The organism is Aggregatibacter sp. 2125159857 (assembly GCF_017798005.1).
GTDB lineage: Bacteria > Pseudomonadota > Gammaproteobacteria > Enterobacterales > Pasteurellaceae > Aggregatibacter.
This window is the reverse complement of sequence record NZ_CP072548.1, coordinates 1,787,567-1,803,768: the sequence shown is the minus strand read 5'-3', so window position 1 is coordinate 1,803,768 and position 16,202 is coordinate 1,787,567. Positions and strand designations below refer to the sequence as shown.

Annotated in this window: 18 protein-coding genes; 9 read left to right on the top strand and 9 right to left on the bottom strand. The window is 43.6% G+C overall.

Annotated elements, in window-relative coordinates:
- The first annotated feature begins 185 nt into the window (after positions 1-185).
- The 4 genes from J5X96_RS08790 to znuA all read left to right on the top strand — a co-directional run bounded on the left by J5X96_RS08790 (position 186) and on the right by znuA (position 4,749).
- Positions 186-1,577: a DASS family sodium-coupled anion symporter gene (locus J5X96_RS08790; RefSeq protein ID WP_021615716.1), complete on the top strand. Its 1,392-nt coding sequence runs from the start codon at positions 186-188 to the stop codon at positions 1,575-1,577.
- A 145-nt stretch (positions 1,578-1,722) separates the two neighbouring features.
- A complete protein-coding gene (gene mltA / locus J5X96_RS08785) occupies positions 1,723-2,841 on the top strand; it encodes a murein transglycosylase A (RefSeq protein ID WP_209363164.1) in 1,119 nt (372 codons plus the stop codon).
- A complete protein-coding gene (gene tcdA / locus J5X96_RS08780) occupies positions 2,841-3,611 on the top strand; it encodes a tRNA cyclic N6-threonylcarbamoyladenosine(37) synthase TcdA (protein ID WP_209363163.1) in 771 nt (256 codons plus the stop codon). The genes mltA and tcdA overlap by 1 nt, the downstream gene beginning before the upstream one ends.
- A gap of 100 nt (positions 3,612-3,711) precedes the next feature.
- Positions 3,712-4,749, top strand: a complete 1,038-nt coding sequence (gene znuA / locus J5X96_RS08775) for a zinc ABC transporter substrate-binding protein ZnuA (RefSeq protein WP_209363161.1) — start codon at positions 3,712-3,714, stop codon at positions 4,747-4,749.
- Between the two features lie 98 nt (positions 4,750-4,847).
- Here znuA and rsmD read toward each other — a convergent pair whose 3' ends face one another.
- Entirely contained in the window at positions 4,848-5,444 is a 597-nt protein-coding gene (gene rsmD, locus J5X96_RS08770; RefSeq protein WP_209364804.1) for a 16S rRNA (guanine(966)-N(2))-methyltransferase RsmD, read from the bottom strand.
- A 79-nt stretch (positions 5,445-5,523) separates the two neighbouring features.
- Here rsmD and ftsY point away from each other — a divergent pair, with 79 nt between their 5' ends.
- From ftsY to ftsX, 3 genes are read left to right on the top strand one after another with little or no spacing between them, the layout of a single operon-like run.
- Positions 5,524-7,008: a signal recognition particle-docking protein FtsY gene (gene ftsY / locus J5X96_RS08765; RefSeq protein ID WP_209363159.1), complete on the top strand. Its 1,485-nt coding sequence runs from the start codon at positions 5,524-5,526 to the stop codon at positions 7,006-7,008.
- 39 nt (positions 7,009-7,047) lie between these two features.
- Entirely contained in the window at positions 7,048-7,698 is a 651-nt protein-coding gene (gene ftsE, locus J5X96_RS08760; RefSeq protein ID WP_209363157.1) for a cell division ATP-binding protein FtsE, read from the top strand.
- A gap of 8 nt (positions 7,699-7,706) precedes the next feature.
- On the top strand, positions 7,707-8,642 hold the full coding sequence (gene ftsX / locus J5X96_RS08755) for a permease-like cell division protein FtsX (protein WP_021615709.1): 936 nt from the start codon (positions 7,707-7,709) through the stop codon (positions 8,640-8,642).
- Between the two features lie 106 nt (positions 8,643-8,748).
- Here the strand turns inward: ftsX and J5X96_RS08750 are convergent, their stop codons facing one another.
- Both J5X96_RS08750 and J5X96_RS08745 read right to left on the bottom strand, forming a co-directional pair.
- Positions 8,749-9,504 (bottom strand): DeoR/GlpR family transcriptional regulator, encoded by a 756-nt coding sequence (locus J5X96_RS08750; RefSeq protein WP_209363155.1) that lies wholly within the window; start codon positions 9,502-9,504, stop codon positions 8,749-8,751.
- A gap of 61 nt (positions 9,505-9,565) precedes the next feature.
- Positions 9,566-10,435, bottom strand: coding sequence for a rhomboid family intramembrane serine protease (locus tag J5X96_RS08745; protein ID WP_209363153.1), 870 nt, complete (start codon positions 10,433-10,435; stop codon positions 9,566-9,568).
- A 41-nt stretch (positions 10,436-10,476) separates the two neighbouring features.
- On the opposite strand from J5X96_RS08745, the gene J5X96_RS08740 reads away from it, so the two are divergent.
- Positions 10,477-10,794 carry a DUF5389 domain-containing protein gene (locus tag J5X96_RS08740; protein ID WP_209363151.1) on the top strand — a complete coding sequence of 106 codons (318 nt, stop codon included), beginning with the start codon at positions 10,477-10,479 and terminating at the stop codon, positions 10,792-10,794.
- On the opposite strand, the gene glpE is transcribed toward J5X96_RS08740, so the two are convergent.
- The 3 genes from glpE to tpiA form a co-directional block, all read right to left on the bottom strand.
- Positions 10,764-11,114 (bottom strand): thiosulfate sulfurtransferase GlpE, encoded by a 351-nt coding sequence (glpE, locus tag J5X96_RS08735; protein ID WP_209363149.1) that lies wholly within the window; start codon positions 11,112-11,114, stop codon positions 10,764-10,766. The two genes, J5X96_RS08740 and glpE, sit on opposite strands and share 31 nt — an antisense overlap.
- A gap of 25 nt (positions 11,115-11,139) precedes the next feature.
- Entirely contained in the window at positions 11,140-11,700 is a 561-nt protein-coding gene (locus J5X96_RS08730; protein ID WP_021615704.1) for a TIGR00645 family protein, read from the bottom strand.
- A 157-nt stretch (positions 11,701-11,857) separates the two neighbouring features.
- The gene (gene tpiA, locus J5X96_RS08725; RefSeq protein ID WP_209363138.1) at positions 11,858-12,649 is read right to left on the bottom strand and encodes a triose-phosphate isomerase; all 792 of its coding nucleotides are present in this window, start codon (positions 12,647-12,649) and stop codon (positions 11,858-11,860) included.
- Positions 12,650-12,824: 175 nt separating this feature from the next.
- Between tpiA and J5X96_RS08720 the strand changes: the two genes are divergently transcribed.
- Complete coding sequence (locus tag J5X96_RS08720; protein ID WP_033002467.1) at positions 12,825-13,271, top strand: GNAT family N-acetyltransferase; 447 nt, start codon at positions 12,825-12,827, stop codon at positions 13,269-13,271.
- 113 nt (positions 13,272-13,384) lie between these two features.
- Here J5X96_RS08720 and rfaD read toward each other — a convergent pair whose 3' ends face one another.
- The 3 genes from rfaD to J5X96_RS08705 form a co-directional block, all read right to left on the bottom strand.
- Positions 13,385-14,311 carry an ADP-glyceromanno-heptose 6-epimerase gene (gene rfaD / locus J5X96_RS08715; RefSeq protein WP_209363136.1) on the bottom strand — a complete coding sequence of 309 codons (927 nt, stop codon included), beginning with the start codon at positions 14,309-14,311 and terminating at the stop codon, positions 13,385-13,387.
- Between the two features lie 321 nt (positions 14,312-14,632).
- Entirely contained in the window at positions 14,633-15,562 is a 930-nt protein-coding gene (locus J5X96_RS08710; RefSeq protein ID WP_209363134.1) for a phosphatidate cytidylyltransferase, read from the bottom strand.
- Positions 15,562-16,194 (bottom strand): 1-acyl-sn-glycerol-3-phosphate acyltransferase, encoded by a 633-nt coding sequence (locus tag J5X96_RS08705; protein WP_209363132.1) that lies wholly within the window; start codon positions 16,192-16,194, stop codon positions 15,562-15,564. The genes J5X96_RS08710 and J5X96_RS08705 overlap by 1 nt, the downstream gene beginning before the upstream one ends.
- Between the last annotated feature and the right edge of the window lie 8 nt (positions 16,195-16,202).

Sequence of the window (16,202 nt, the reverse complement as noted above, 5' to 3'; positions counted from 1 at the left end):
GAAGCATTAAATTCTCCTCAGTGCGGTTGAAATTTTTATTATTTCAACCGCACTTTTTTTTGCGCTACTTCACAAATCCACAAAAAAGGCGTTGCTTTTTATTTATACAATGATAGTTTTCTAACATATTGTTTACATTGTTAGGCAATATGTCGATCTTCTATTTTATTTAAAAGGATGAAACCATGAGCAACACAACACTAAATAAAAATGGGATCAACAAGCGCGTGATTATCTTGATTTCTGCAGTTATTCTCTTTTTTGTCTTACTCAATACACTGCCTTTTGATAAAAATGCCAATGGTGGGTTGGCATTATTGGCTTTGGTTGCCATTTTGTGGTTAACAGAAGCCTTACACGTCACGATCACGGCGTTAATTGTTCCGCTACTTGCCATTTTCTTAGGATTAGTCAAAACCAGTACGGCACTAGCCACCTTTGCCGATCCGAATATCTTCTTATTCTTTGGGGGCTTTGCTTTAGCGACAGCGCTTCATATTCAACAGTTAGATAAAATGATCGCCAACAAAATTATGGCCTTGGCGAAAGGCAATTTATTTGTCGCGGTGATGTATTTATTCTCCGTTACCGCATTTTTATCCATGTGGGTAAGTAACACCGCGACCGCAGCCATGATGTTACCCCTTGCCATGGGCGTGCTCAGCCGTTTAGATCGTAATTCAGAACATAACACCTATGTGTTCGTGCTGTTAGGGATTGCCTATAGTGCCAGTATTGGTGGTATGGGAACCTTAGTGGGAAGCCCACCAAACAACATCGTTGCAACGCAATTGCACCTCACCTTCGCTGATTGGTTGTGGTATGGCTTGCCTATCATGATTATCTTAATGCCAATCATGATCGGAACGCTGTATATTGTCTTCAAACCAAAACTCAATATTCGTTTTGACCAACAATTTGAAGCCATTCCAATGAATAAACAACGTTGGATTACCTTAGCGATTTTCGTCTTTATTGCATTGAGCTGGGTTTTCAGTAGCCAAATCAACCCGATTCTTGCAGGCGCATTAGGATTAGAGGGGAAAATTGCCAGCTTCGATAGCGTGATTGCTTTATCTGCCGCTGTTATCCTTTGTGTTGCCGGTGTAACAAACTGGAAACAAATTCAAGACAACACCGATTGGGGCGTATTAATGCTGTTTGGTGGCGGCTTAACTTTAAGTGCGGTCTTAAAAAATTCCGGCGCAAGCAAAATCTTGGCTGACGGCATCGTATTCCTGATTGAAGGTGGTCACTTCTATCTCATCGGTTTATTGGTCGCTGCGTTCATTATTTTCTTAACGGAATTCACCTCCAACACTGCCAGTGCAGCCTTGTTAGTGCCGATTTTCATTTCTATCGCACAATCTCTTGGTATGCCGGAAATTGGCTTAGCCTTAATCATCGGTTTAGGTGCGTCTTGTGCCTTCATGTTGCCGGTGGCAACACCGCCGAATGCCATTGTGTTCGGTACCGGTGAAGTGAAACAAAGTGAAATGGTCAGAGCCGGTATTCTTTTAAATATCGTGTGTATCTTTGTTATCGCAACCTTCGGTTACCTCTTCTGGTTGCAATAGTCAAAGGACACTTTATCGCATACGTACGCCTATTTTGTCGGAAAAAACGACCGCACTTTATACGCTTGGATGTTCCCCGTGTTCATCCAAGCGAAATTAGGGTAGAATTCGGCCTTTATTTTTCGTTTATTCTAGGATGTTGTGTATGCGATTGAATCAATCTTCTCTTTATAAACTTCTAGCGCTTTCCGTGGCGGTGATATTAGCCGGGTGTTCACCAACGGAACATCAAAATACTTCAAAACGCAGCGCTCAATCAACGAGTACGGATATTGATCCGCAAAAATTCGGTGCGATATACAAAGGACGGACCTATCAACAAGCAATCTTTAGTCCGGTATCTCGTGTGGAAAATCAAAGTGCGGTGGTAAATCAAGGCGATTTTTTAACCCAACTTTCCAATGTGAATACGTACTCCGGCAAACTCAGCCGCAATTTTGCGCCAACTTATGAAAAAATTACCGCGTGGGTATTAGCCGGTGCCAATGTGAGCGAACTTATTGATTTCGGCATTAATCCGCAAGTGATGAAAGGCTTCGATGGCTATCAAAACGTGTTAATGACAGGCTATTATTCCCCGGTGATTCATGCGCGCCGTACACAGCAAGGCAAATATAACCAACCGATTTATGCGCTGCCGTCACAAAAGCGTTTTTCTCGTGCTGAAATTTATGCCGGCGCATTGAAGGGAAAAGGATTGGAGCTGGCGTACAGTGATTCCATGATCGATAACTTCTTGCTTGGCGTGCAGGGCAGTGGTTACGTCGATTTTGGTGAAGGCAATTTGAATTATTTTGCGTATGCCGGTCAAAATGGTTACCCGTACGCCGCCGTGGGTCGCTTGTTGGTGGAAGACGGTGAGATTCCGAAAGAAAAAATGTCTATTCAGGCGATTCGTGATTGGGCGAATGCAAATCCATCTCGGGTTCAAGGTTTGCTTGAACGCAATCCGTCTTATGTCTTCTTTAAAAATGATCCGAATGGCAAAGTGAAAGGCGCGGCAGGCGTGCCATTAGTGCCAATGGCTTCGGTGGCCTCTGACCGTGGTGTGATTCCGTTAGGCAGCGTATTGCTTGTCGAAGTGCCGCAAATTGACAATGAGGGTAATTGGACGGGTGAACATAAACTGCATTTGATGGTGGCATTAGATGTAGGCGGTGCGGTAAACGGACACCATTTCGATTTATATCGTGGTATCGGTGATCAGGCGGGGCATATTGCCGGCTTGTCAAAACATTATGGTCGCGTTTGGGTGTTACGCTAATGGCTCGCGTAGATAATTACGAACAACGTTTCGGCGGTATTGGTCGTTTATATGGCATCGAGGCTTTAGCCCGTTTACGCCAAGCACATATTTGTGTTATTGGCATTGGCGGTGTGGGCTCTTGGGCGGTAGAAGCGCTCGCTCGCTCAGGCGTGGGAAAAATCACGATGATTGATATGGATGATATTTGCGTGACGAATATTAACCGCCAAATTCATGCCTTGACAGGCAATATCGGTCAGCTCAAAACAGAGGTCATGCAGCAACGGGTGAAATTGATTAACTCCGAATGTGATGTCAATGTCATTGATGATTTTATTTCTGCGGAGAATTTATCCCAATACCTTCGTGCTGAGTATGATTATGTCATTGATGCCATTGATAATGTGAAAACGAAAGCGGCGTTAATTGCTTATTGTAAACGTCACAAAATCAAGATGATCACCGTGGGGGGCGCCGGCGGGCAAACAGATCCCAGTCAAATTCAAATTGCCGATTTAAGTCGCACCATTCAAGACCCGCTGTTAGCAAAAGTGCGGTCAGTTTTACGCAAGGATTATCATTTCACGCAAAATCCAAAACGGAAGTTCGCCATTGAGGCGGTATTTTCGACTCAGCCACTGATATTCCCTCAAATGGGCGAAAGCTGTTCTACGTCAGCCACCATGAATTGCGCCAATGGGTTTGGTGCGGCAACGATGATTACCGCGACCTTTGGATTTTTTGCGGTTTCTCGTGTTATTGACAAGTTATTGCAGAAAAATAGCTGACTTATTTTTTTTCATAAAAAAAGATAGTCATCTAAACAAAAAAAGAGTAACCTAGTCGCGTTTTGTTCAATTTATCTGTCCCATTATAAAAGGAAATACAATGACTCAATTCGTACAAGGTTTGAAAAAAACGGCAATTGCCGCAGCGATTCTTTCTTTCTCCGCCGTGGCTTCTGCAACCATCGTAACTTCTGTTAAACCCTTAGGTTTTATTGCTTCCTCGATTGCCGACGGCATTACCGACACGGAAGTGTTAGTCCCAGCCGGTGCGTCACCACATGATTACAGCTTAAAACCCTCTGATGTGCAAAAACTCAAATCAGCCGAAATGGTCGTTTGGATCGGCGAGGATGTGGATGCCTTTTTAGATAAATCCATTGATGATCTTGACTATAAAAAAGTCTTAACCATCAAAGACATTGCCGCCATTGAACCGTTCTTATTAAAAGGTGAACACCATCACCATCATCATGGCGAAGGCGAAGCCCATGAGGATCATGATCATGCCCACGAAGGACATCACCACGATCACGAGAAACATGAGCATAAACACGAAGAACAGGATCACAAACATGAACACGCCGGACATGAACATCATCATGATCACGATCATGAAGACTTAGGCGTAAATTGGCACGTTTGGTATTCTCCTGACATCAGTAAATCCGTTGCACAACGCATTGCGGCAAAACTGCTCAAACAATATCCGGAGAAAAAAGAACAAATTGAAAAAAACGTGGCGGAATTTAACCGCACTTTAGATGAGCAAAGCGCGAAAATCAAAACTCAATTAGAAAGCGTAAAAGATAAAGGTTTCTATGTGTTCCACGATGCTTACGGTTATTTCAACCAAGCCTATGGGTTGAACCAAACCGGTTATTTCACCATTAATCCGTTGGTGGCACCGGGTGCAAAAACCTTGGCAAAAATTAAAGAAGAAATTGCCGAACACAAAGTCAACTGCTTATTTGCTGAACCACAGTTCACGCCAAAAGTGATTGAAAGTTTAAGCAAAGGGACACAAGTGAATGTCGGTCGTCTTGACCCGATGGGCGATGCCGTTAAACTGGGTGTTAATTCTTATGCCGCGTTCCTTCAATTTACCGCAGATAGCTATGCACAATGCTTAGCAAAATAATGAACACTTTTCTTAACTAAACGGATGCCGCCCTCACATGGTAAAGCAGATTGAGGGCGGCGTTTTTGTTTAGGTACGTTCTGAATAACGGCGTTTAGTCAGACTACCGTATTTTCAACTTGATAGAGTCGATAACTCACTTGCCCGCTGTCTTTTTGTTTTAATACATGCCAGTTTTCCGGTACGTTCGGATTTTTGCCTTTTTCCGTTTCTACATAGACCAAGGCTTGCGGACGCAGCCAGTTGTTTTGCGCTAACAAGGCAATGGCTTGCTCGGCTAAATTAAAATGAAAGGGGGGATCGAGAAAGACCACATCAAAGTGCGGTTGTTTTTGCGGCTGATTTAAAAAGTGCAGGCTATTTTGATTCACGATTTGCGCACGATCAGCACATTTCAAGGTTTGAATATTCTTGCTTAACTGCTGTGCCACGGCTTTTTCCAATTCCAAAAAGGTAACTTTTGCCGCTTGGCGCGAAAGCGCTTCAAAGCCAAGAGAACCGCTACCGGCAAAACAGTCTAAGCATTCACTGTCAACAATGTAGGGCATTAGCCAGTTGAACAGGGTTTCTTTTACACGATCACCGGTAGGGCGCAAACCTTGAGATGGTAGCACAGGTAATTTTCGCCCGCGCCATAAACCGGCGATAATGCGCACTTCGCCTTTTGTGCTTTGTTGTGTTGTTGCTTTTTTCATATAAATCGGCAGGAAAATGATGTGTTTTTTTGCTAGAATGAGCGGCATTTTATCAAGTTTAAACAAGAGTGGGCAATTTATGTCAGATGAAAAGAAAAAAGGCGGATTTTGGTCTTGGTTCGGATTAGGCAAAAATAAACAGGAAACATCAACAGAACCGAAAGCACCGGAATCACAAAAACCGCTTTCTCATGAACCCGAAACGCAAGATGTAGCGCAAGAAACGGCAGAAAAAACGACCGCACTTTCAGATGAAGCAGAGACCGAAAATACATTAACGGAAGATACATCAATGGCGCAAGCGTCCACGCTTGTGCCTGAACTTCATGAAGTTCAATCTGAAATAACGCAATCGGAAGAAGGTGGGGCACACGCTGTGAAGCGTGCGCCATCAGTTGAGGTAGAGACCTCTCAAGAGGAAAACTTAACGGCACAAGCGTGGACGCTTGCGCCATCAGATGAGTCAACTCAATCTATTGAAGAAACGCTAGAAAATTCAACCGCACTTTCTGAGAGCGAAGCAGAAGTACAAGTCGAAAGTGCGGTGGATATTGAAGATGGATCTGTCGTGGAAACGGAAGAACACGAAGAAGAAAGCGCCGTTGCCGACATCGTAGAAACACAGGAAAAGCCAAGCGAAGGTGGTTTCTTTAGCCGATTACTCAAAGGCTTGGTAAAAACCAAACAAAATATTGGGGCAGGCTTCCGCAGTTTCTTCCTCGGTAAAAAAATCGACGATGAATTGTTTGAAGAATTGGAAGAACAACTTCTCATTGCTGATATCGGTGTGCCGACCACCACAAAAATTATCAACAACTTAACGCAACATGCGACCCGTCAGCAGTTACAAAACGCAGATACCTTATACCAACAACTTAAATTGGAAATGGGTGAGATCTTAAAACCGGTGGCGCAACCATTACGTATTGATGGCAGTAAAAAGCCTTATGTGATTTTAATGGTGGGGGTGAATGGCGTAGGGAAAACCACCACCATCGGAAAACTGGCGCGTAAATTCCAAATGGAAGGTAAATCCGTCATGTTGGCGGCGGGCGATACTTTCCGAGCCGCCGCAGTAGAGCAGTTGCAGGTGTGGGGCGAGCGTAATCACATTCCGGTGGTGGCACAAAGCACCGGATCCGATTCGGCATCGGTAATTTTTGATGCGATGCAATCGGCGGCGGCACGTAATATTGATGTGCTCATTGCCGACACCGCCGGTCGTTTACAAAATAAAAATAACTTGATGGACGAGCTGAAAAAAATCGTGCGCGTGATGAAAAAATACGATGAAAGCGCACCGCATGAAATTATGCTCACCCTGGATGCGGGCACCGGTCAAAATGCCATTAGCCAAGCTAAGTTATTTAACGAAGCCGTTGGGCTTACCGGCATTAGCTTAACCAAATTGGATGGTACCGCAAAAGGCGGCGTGATTTTTGCCATCGCCGACCAGTTTAATTTGCCGATCCGCTATATCGGCGTAGGCGAAAAAATTGAAGATTTACGCGAATTTAACGCAGAAGAATTTATTGACGCTTTATTTGCTCATGAAGAGGAATAAAGTGCGGTTCAAAAATGACGTGTTTTTTAGAGAAGAAAAATGATTCGATTTGCAAATGTGAGTAAAGCGTATTTGGGCGGAAAACCGGCGCTGCAAGGGTTAAGCTTTCATTTATCGGTGGGCAGTATGACCTATTTGGTGGGGCATTCCGGTGCGGGGAAAAGTACCCTGCTGAAATTAATTATGGGCATGGAACGTGCCAATGGCGGGCAAATTTGGTTTAACGGACACGACATTACCCGTTTATCCCGCCATGAAGTGCCGTTTTTACGCCGCCAAATCGGCATGGTGCATCAAGATTATCGCTTATTGTCTGATCGTTCCGTCTTGGATAACGTGGCGCTGCCGTTGATTATTGCCGGACAACACCCGAAAGATGCCAATAGCCGTGCGTTGGCGGCATTGGATCGTGTGGGATTGCGTGATCGCGCGCATCATTCCACGGCGCATTTGTCGGGCGGCGAGCAACAACGGGTGGATATTGCCCGCGCTATCGTGCATAAACCGCAATTATTGTTAGCCGATGAACCGACCGGCAATTTAGACAGCGCACTGTCTTTTGAGATTTTCAATTTATTTGAAGAGTTTAATCGTCTTGGCATGACCGTCTTAATTGCCACGCACGACATTAGCATTGTTCAACAAAAACCTAAGCCTTGCCTTGTGCTTGAGCAAGGTTATTTGCGTTAGGAGGTAACATGAATTCTCGTCGTTTTAGTTTGCCTTTTGGCGCCCAAGCCCTGTATTCCCTGCGTGCCGTGTTTGCCGATTTATATCAACGTAAATTTGCCACGCTCATCACCGTGTTAGTGATCGCTGTGTCGTTAACGATTCCAACGGTAAGCTACCTGCTTTGGAAAAATATTCATGACGCCACTACGCAGTTTTATCCGGAAAGTGAACTGACCGTGTATTTACATAAAAACTTGTCAGAAGACGATGCCAATTTGGTGGTGGAAAAAATCCGTCAGCAAGAGGGCGTAGAGTCGCTCAATTACATTTCCCGCAAGGAAAGCTTAAGCGAGTTTCGTCAATGGTCGGGTTTTAACGAAGAACTGGATGTGTTAGATGACAATCCATTGCCGGCGGTAGTGATGATTAAACCAACTAAAGCTTTTAACGAGTCGCAAAAACGCAATGAATTACGGGAAAACTTGGATAAAATCAAAGGCGTCCAAGAAGTGCGTTTAGATAACGATTGGCTGGAAAAATTGACCGCACTGACATGGTTAGTGGCGCATGTGGCGATTTTCTGTACGCTACTGATGGCAGTTGCCGTTTTCTTGGTGATCGGCAACAGCATTCGTGCTGACGTTTACAGCAATCAAGCGAACATTGAAGTGATGAAATTGCTCGGTGCGACCGATCAATTTATCCTCCGTCCATTTCTTTATACCGGCATGATTTATGCAGTGTTAGGTGGTATTTTGGCGGCGATTTTCAGTAGCTTGGTGATTGGCTATTTCACCGGTGCGGTGAAATATGTGACTGACATTTTCGCCGTGAGCTTTCATTTAAACGGCCTCAGTTTTGCCGAATTTCTTTTCTTGCTGATTGTTTGTATGATGATGGGCTATATCGGCGCATGGTTATCGGCAACACGTTATATTCGTTTGTTAGATAAGAAAGGTTAGACGATAAAAACACAAAAGAAAAAGACCGCACTTGATAAAAAGTGCGGTCTTTTTCATGGCTATTTTCTCTGCGTGTCTCGCCGAATTTCTAGGGGAGGATGTCGCATTAACAAATCACAAGATTGACGTTTTTATTTTTTAATAATTCATCAATACCTGACGGCACATCTGCGTCGGTGAACACATATTCGACATCCGTAATCGACCCCAGTTTCACCATCGCGCGGCGACTAAATTTAGAATGATCGGTGACTAATAAGGTGTTGCGGGAATTATCAATAATGGCACGTTTCACTTGCACTTCGTGATAATCATAGTCCAATAAGGTACCGTCTAAATCAATGGCGCTAATGCCTAACACGCCAAAATCTAAGCGAAATTGCGATAAAAATTCCACAGTGGATTCGCCGATAATGCCCCCGTCTTGGCGTAGGGAGCCACTGGCGATGGTAATATCAAAGGAATCATTTTGCATCAGAATGTGTGCGGCATTAAGATTGTTGGTCACAATGCGTAATCGTTGATGCCCTAATAATGCAAAGGAAACGGCTTCGGAGGTAGTGCCGATGTCAATGAATAACGATGCACCGTTTGGGATGAGCTGTACAACCTGTCTTGCAATACGGTTTTTTTCTTGAGAAAAAAAGTGTTTGCGATCGTGATAATCGCTATTTTCCGCCGTAGAAGGCGAGGCTGCGCCACCGTGATGACGGCGGATAAAGTTGGTTTCCGCCAGTTCGTTTAAATCTCGCCGAATGGTTTGCGGACTCACACCAAATAAAGCCACTAATTCCTCTGTGCTTAAATAGCCTTTTTGTTTGACCAGCTCAACAATTTTCTGATGACGAAGAGATTGTTTCATAATCACTTTTCCTTCTTTCGCAAGATTTTGCGTGCCAATGTAGCGTATTTAATGGGGGAAATCACGACTTAATGCGAATTTTTCGATCCATCCAAGCAAGTCCCATGCCCACCAACAATCCTGAAATATGTGCCGTATTGCCGATTTGAATGTCGATTAACGGGCCGGCAAAGCCGATTAAAATCCCGACGAGCAACATATTGAAAAAACCGTCCGGCAATGCAAAAGCAGTTTGTTTATGGATTTTATCCAACACAAACACATAGCCTAACACCGCATAGACAACACCCGATAAGCCGAAAAATGCCGGGCCGCTGACAAGATTTTGCGCTATGCCGCTTATCACGCCGGCAAAGAAGTAAATTTGCAGCAGTTTTAAAGAACCTAATTGACGCTCAATGGCACCACCAAAAATCCACCACCAAGTAAGATTAAACAAAATGTGCATATTGGATAAATGCACTAAGGTGTGTGTGAAATAACGCCAAACTTCACTTTCTTGCGTCGTCTCTTCGGGGAAATGGGTTGCCAACAAAATGGGTTCGGCAAAACCGAAAAGCATAAAAAAATAAATGACGACACAAAGTGCGGTGATGATCACAGTGATTTTTTGTTGTTGAAGATAAGAAAAAATAGAAGCCTTATTTAAGTGAGAGGAGGGATGTGATACCGCATGAACGTGAGTGTTGTCGTTACTTTGTTGCCATGCACGGGCGTTTTGTTGTGCCAACCATGCCTGTAAGAAGCTTTCGCTTTCCGCAATGATGGCGTCAAAGTGCGGTGAATTTTGTGGGAGAAATACATCATAAACCACATTGCCTTGTGCATCTTGAGTTTCTTGAATGACGAGTTCAACGTGATATTTTTTTGCAATTTCATCACGGAAATGCTGTGCTAACGACGGGATTTCACTACCAAACAAATGCTGCATTTGCTATATTCCTGTTCCAAAATTTTACGTATGGAGAAAAAATGAGAAATCAAAATTTGCCATCAGGGTTCAGCCCCTTTACGTGGGCAATTGCGGCCTTTTGTTTCCCGATATTCTTGTGGCCGTTGGCGATGCTAATTTCACCGCACTTATTGAATAACACGCATCTCAGCGACAACCAAATCACCGCCATGTCCGTTTTTCTTTGGGTCTATCCTTTTCTCCTTGGCATCGTGGCGCGCGTTTTCTATAAACTCCATCAACGCCGCCCAGCTTTTGCCCGTAGAGGTTTGGCGTTAAGTGCTGTCATTTTTTACGGCGTTTTCTATTACATCGCCTCTGTTGGGTTTAACGCATAACCTGTCTCTAACGGCAGGTTCGCCTTTTCCCACGCGGCGAAACCGCCCTGCAGACTATACACCTTTTCATAGCCGTTACGCAGTAAAAAGGCTGCCACGTTACGGCTACTAATACCATGATAGCAACTGAGAATGATCGGCTGATCGTAATCATACAACGCCTCAAAGTTTGGCCAAGTGGCTTCCGTTAAATTGAATGCGCCCTTGGGATGGGCATAACTAAAGGTTTGCGCATCACGCACATCGGCTAATATAGCCGCATCGTCATGTTGAAGCATTTCCCAAGCTTGTTGTGGCGTAATTTCAATACATTCCGTCATTCGTCTTACCGTTTTTTTTGATTTATTAATGTGATTTGTGGCTTGTACTATAAAGAATTTTATCCGTATATGCCATGGCAATCGCTGACGCCAAGAAACCTAAATGCAACAATAACTGCCACATCATCGTTTTTTCCGGCATATTCGTTGCGTTAACGAAGGTTTGTAACATATGAATAGATGAAATACTGATGATCGACATGGCTAATTTGACTTTCAACACGGAGGCGTTGACATGGCTCAACCATTCCGGCTGATCCGGGTGTCCGCGTGTGCGGAGTTTGGAGACAAAGATTTCATAACCGCCGATAATCACCATGACTAATAAATTCGCAATCATTACCACATCAATCAGGTTTAACACCGCTAGCATGATGGTATTGGAATCCATTTCGTTCAGGTTGACAATTAACTCCCATAACGATTTCATGAATTTATACGCATAAATCCCCTGAACGATAATTAAGCCAAGATAAATTGGTAGTTGTAACCAACGGCTGGCAAAAATAATTTTGCTGATTGCGGTTGGCTCATAATGCGATTTGGTTTGTTGTGTATCTGTTTGTTTTATCGTGGTTTGTTGCATGATTTTCCCCTAAAATAGAAATAAATTCAAAAGGGCGCAAAATTAACCGTTTTTTGCTAAGTTTTCAATATTTTTTGTGTTTTAAAATAAAAAAGAACCGCACTTTAAATTCAATTAACGTGCGGTTCTTTCGCGATTTTCTTTTAGCGAGAATAAATTAATTCTTCGCGTTTGCTGCGGCTTTTACGATTGCGGCAAAGGCAGGGGCTTTTAAGGACGCGCCACCCACTAATGCACCGTCAATATCCGGTTGGGTAAACAATTCTGCCGCATTCGCATCATTTACAGAACCGCCGTATTGAATGATCACTTGATCAGCAACGACTTGGGATTTTTTCGCAATGTGACCACGAATGAAGGCATGCACAGCTTGCGCTTGTGCCGGAGTGGCAGATTTGCCGGTACCGATAGCCCAAATTGGCTCATAAGCGATAACCGCACCATTAAAGGCTTCTACGCCCAAGAGATTGATGACGGCATCAATTTGACGTGCGCAGACTTCTTCGGTTTTACCCGCTTCGTTTTCCGCTTCAGATTCCCCGATACATAATACCGGCACTAAGCCTGCTTCTTTTAATGCACCGAATTTTTTCGCCACAAATTCATCGCTTTCTTTGTGATAAGTACGACGCTCGGAGTGACCGATAATGATGTATTTCGCGCCGAAATCTTTTAACATTTCAGTGGAAATGTCACCGGTGAAAGCACCTTTTACATTCACATCCACGTTTTGTGCGCCTAATTGGATGATATTTTGACCACCGCAACTGCAGCCACAGTTAGATAATAATTTTTCTGCTTCCGCTAAATACATGACCGGTGGGGCAATTGCCACATCGCAACCGGTCACACCGTGTAATGCTTCTTTTAAGCCGGTGATCAATTCACGAGTGAAGGCTTTGCTACCGTTTAATTTCCAGTTACCCATAACGAGAGGACGACGAGCCATTTTGTTTCTCCTTAATCTGATTGAATAAAAACTGTGGCTACTATAGCAAAAAAATCCCTCTTTTTCGGTAAAAAAGAGCGTCGTTCTAAAAAATTTTCTTAGTAACAGATGATTCTTTTGCACTAAAAAGATACAATCTACTGTATAAATTTAACAAAAAATGACCGATTTTCTCATGATTAAAATTTTTAAAGCTGAACAATGGAACCTAGAAATTCTGCTGCCGTTATTTGAAGAATATCGTCTGGCTCATGGCATGGCAGAAAACCCTGAGCGCACATTGGCTTTCTTAACCAATCGCATTCGTTTTAGTGAAAGCATCTTTTTCTTGGCTTTAGATCAAAATGAGCATGCGGTCGGTTTTATCCAGTTATATCCCCGCCTATCTTCTTTGCAATTACAACGTTATTGGCAATTAACGGATATTTTTGTTCGTCAGAGTGAGAAAACGAATGAAATTTATACCGCACTTATCGCCAAAGCCAAAGAATTCGTCAGTTATACGCAGTCCACAAGGCTCACCGTAGAACAGGATATTCAACAACATCATTTGCTGGAAGATGAAGGGTTTAGGGCGATTCCACACAAAATGGTGTTTGAGTTAGAAGTTGCGTTAGCATAAAGCATTCATTGATATTTAATGCCATCACGCCTATTGAGATGATGCACGTTGTGCAATTTTACGGAAATAATTCTCGTGCTACGTTTTACAGACGTAGCACGATTTTTTATCTATTATCGACGATTTAGCCACGCCATATATTCTGCTACGCCTTCCGCGACGGTTTTAAACGGTTTGTCGTAGCCGGTAGCTCGGAGTTTGGTTAAATCCGCTTGGGTGTATTCTTGGTAGCGGGATTTTAAATGTTCCGGGAATGGGATGGTTTCCACTTCGCCTTTGCCGTGGAATTTAATCACCGCTTTGGCTACTTCAGCAAAAGACTCGGCGTTACCGGAACCGCAGTTGAAAATGCCGGAGATGCCGTTTTGCCAGCACCAAATATTTACTGCAGCGACATCGCCTACATACACGAAATCACGGCGGAAGTGTTCGCTACCGGCGAAGAGTTTCGGATTTTCACCTTTGAGAATTTGATTATTTAAGTGGAACGCGACACTTGCCATAGAGCCTTTGTGGCCTTCACGTGGGCCGTACACGTTGAAATAACGGAAGCCGCACACCGGTGATTGGGCTTCAGGTAAAATCGCGCGCACATATTGGTCAAATAAGAATTTGGAATAGCCATACACGTTCAACGGACCTTCAAATTCGCGTTCTTCGCGGAATTCGGTTTTGTCGCCGTAAGTGGCGGCACTGGAGGCATAGAAGAATGGAATTTGGCGATCTAAGCAGTAATGCAACAACTCTTTGGAATATTCGTAGTTGTTATGCATGATGTATTTGCCGTCCCATTCGGTGGTAGCGGAACAGGCACCTTCATGGAAAACGGCATCAATGTGACCTAAATCATCGCCAGCGATAATGGAGGCGATAAAGTCTTCTTTGTCGCAATAATCAGCGATGTCTAAATCCACCAAATTAATGAACTTTGTGCCGTCTTTTAAGTTATCTACCACTAAAATGTCTTTACGACCCATGTCGTTTAATGCTTTGACGATATTGCTACCAATAAAGCCTGCGCCGCCGGTTACGATAATCATAGTTGTGTCCTTTTATGAAATAAAAATGGAACGAAACGAAAAGGAATCATTCCTCTCACTGAAATGAAAGTGCGGTAAAAATTTACCGTATTTTTTAACCGCACTTTTAGCGTAAATATGAACGCGATTTAGCCAACTTGCGATCTCAATGGCAATACATTGCTCACCATATTTTCGCTTGTTCATGCTTCATACGCGTATATAAATAAAACGGTAACCTATTGTAACGAAAAAGGGAAAGGCGCTCAATGTACCGACAAACGTTGCCGATAGCCTTTCCTCAGCATACACAACCAAACCTAAAGCATGAAATTTAACGTGCTAAGCCCAATAATATCTCACCACATGGAAGAAAATCGGCGCAGCAAAGCAAAGGGAATCCATGCGATCTAGCATACCGCCGTGGCCACTAATCATATTCCCCCAGTCTTTTACCCCCATGCTGCGTTTCATAGCGGACATCACTAAGCCGCCTAAAAAGCCCATGAGGCAGATTAATAAGCTCATTAACACCGCTTGAACCGGGTTAAACGGAGTAAGCCAATAGAGTAAGCCTCCCAGCACACTAGCGCTGACGACACCGCCTACAAAGCCTTCTACGGTTTTGGATGGCGAGAGTTTTGGCGCAATTTTGTGTTTGCCGAATAACTTGCCCCATACGTATTGCAACACATCACTGGATTGCACCACTAAAATCAAGAAAATCATCAATAGCAGTTTTTTATCTTCAAAACCTTCAATGTCTAATGTCAGGATTGCCGGGATATGGGAAATGCAGAAGACGCTGATCATCAATGCCCATTGCACTTTGGTGGAACGATCTAAGAAATGCGCTGTGTCGCCCAACAAGGCGGAAAGGATTGGCAAAAACAGGAAGCCATACACCGGAATGAAGATGGTGAACATACTGAACCAGTCAATTGCCACTAAAAAATATTGAAGAGGCAGAATGACGTAAAAACAAGCGGCAAGTGCGAGATGATCGCCACGACGAATATAAAGCAACGATAAAAATTCACGCAATGCCATGAAAGAAATGACAAAAAATAATCCGATCACACCATAAAAACCCAATGCCGCGGCGGCAAAGATGATCAGAATCATCACCCACCAGGCATTAATGCGTGCGTTAAGATTATCAATTACCGCATGAGGGGTGGAAAAGCCGACTTTGAATTTCAATCCATAACCGATTGATGACGCAATAATTAAGGTGATGATTAACCCGCCAAACAGTTGCCATATTTCCATTATGCTTTCCCTTTTTCGGTTAAATTTAAACTTAATAATACCTGTTCGGCACGGATTAAGAAATCGGCCTTATCTTCCCCTTCACGGTAGAAGAGCGGCTCTCCCATATATAAATCACACAACAACGGAATCGGCACTACAAAGCCCTTTGGCAACACATTATGCATGTTGCTAATCCATACCGGTACAAGTTCTAATTGTGGGTTTTGCTTTGCGACGTAATACAAACCACTTTTGAACGGTTGTAGCGCCACATCGTCATCCATTTTACGGGTGCCTTCAGGGAAAATAATCAGAGAATGATGTTGCAGGGCATCGCTAATTTGTTCGGTAATGGCTTGCGGATTATTGCCGCCCCGCTCAATCAACAACATATTGAATACTTTGTATGCCAAGAAACGACGAATCGGCCCTTTCGTCCAATAATCAGCATCGGCAACCGGGCGGGTGTTTTTGCGCACTTGATACGGCAAAGAGACCCACAACAAAATAAAATCACCGTGGCTGTTATGGTTGGCAAAATACAAACGATGTTTATCCGCGGATTGCTGTTCCACATTTTTTTGCGGACGCACACCGGTGATAAAGGAGGTGAAACGACATAAGAGAAAATCAATCAATTTGGCTAACATAATGACGC

Excerpts from the sequence above, each read along its gene's own strand:
- J5X96_RS08790 (WP_021615716.1), top strand. The coding sequence starts at position 186 with ATGAGCAACACAACACTAAATAAAAATGGGATCAACAAGCGCGTGATT.
- mltA (WP_209363164.1), top strand. The coding sequence starts at position 1,723 with ATGCGATTGAATCAATCTTCTCTTTATAAACTTCTAGCGCTTTCCGTG.
- tcdA (WP_209363163.1), top strand. The coding sequence starts at position 2,841 with ATGGCTCGCGTAGATAATTACGAACAACGTTTCGGCGGTATTGGTCGT.
- znuA (WP_209363161.1), top strand. The coding sequence starts at position 3,712 with ATGACTCAATTCGTACAAGGTTTGAAAAAAACGGCAATTGCCGCAGCG.
- rsmD (WP_209364804.1), bottom strand. The coding sequence starts at position 5,444 with ATGAAAAAAGCAACAACACAACAAAGCACAAAAGGCGAAGTGCGCATT.
- ftsY (WP_209363159.1), top strand. The coding sequence starts at position 5,524 with ATGTCAGATGAAAAGAAAAAAGGCGGATTTTGGTCTTGGTTCGGATTA.
- ftsE (WP_209363157.1), top strand. The coding sequence starts at position 7,048 with ATGATTCGATTTGCAAATGTGAGTAAAGCGTATTTGGGCGGAAAACCG.
- ftsX (WP_021615709.1), top strand. The coding sequence starts at position 7,707 with ATGAATTCTCGTCGTTTTAGTTTGCCTTTTGGCGCCCAAGCCCTGTAT.
- J5X96_RS08750 (WP_209363155.1), bottom strand. The coding sequence starts at position 9,504 with ATGAAACAATCTCTTCGTCATCAGAAAATTGTTGAGCTGGTCAAACAA.
- J5X96_RS08745 (WP_209363153.1), bottom strand. The coding sequence starts at position 10,435 with ATGCAGCATTTGTTTGGTAGTGAAATCCCGTCGTTAGCACAGCATTTC.
- J5X96_RS08740 (WP_209363151.1), top strand. The coding sequence starts at position 10,477 with ATGAGAAATCAAAATTTGCCATCAGGGTTCAGCCCCTTTACGTGGGCA.
- glpE (WP_209363149.1), bottom strand. The coding sequence starts at position 11,114 with ATGACGGAATGTATTGAAATTACGCCACAACAAGCTTGGGAAATGCTT.
- J5X96_RS08730 (WP_021615704.1), bottom strand. The coding sequence starts at position 11,700 with ATGCAACAAACCACGATAAAACAAACAGATACACAACAAACCAAATCG.
- tpiA (WP_209363138.1), bottom strand. The coding sequence starts at position 12,649 with ATGGCTCGTCGTCCTCTCGTTATGGGTAACTGGAAATTAAACGGTAGC.
- J5X96_RS08720 (WP_033002467.1), top strand. The coding sequence starts at position 12,825 with ATGATTAAAATTTTTAAAGCTGAACAATGGAACCTAGAAATTCTGCTG.
- rfaD (WP_209363136.1), bottom strand. The coding sequence starts at position 14,311 with ATGATTATCGTAACCGGCGGCGCAGGCTTTATTGGTAGCAATATCGTC.
- J5X96_RS08710 (WP_209363134.1), bottom strand. The coding sequence starts at position 15,562 with ATGGAAATATGGCAACTGTTTGGCGGGTTAATCATCACCTTAATTATT.
- J5X96_RS08705 (WP_209363132.1), bottom strand. The coding sequence starts at position 16,194 with ATGTTAGCCAAATTGATTGATTTTCTCTTATGTCGTTTCACCTCCTTT.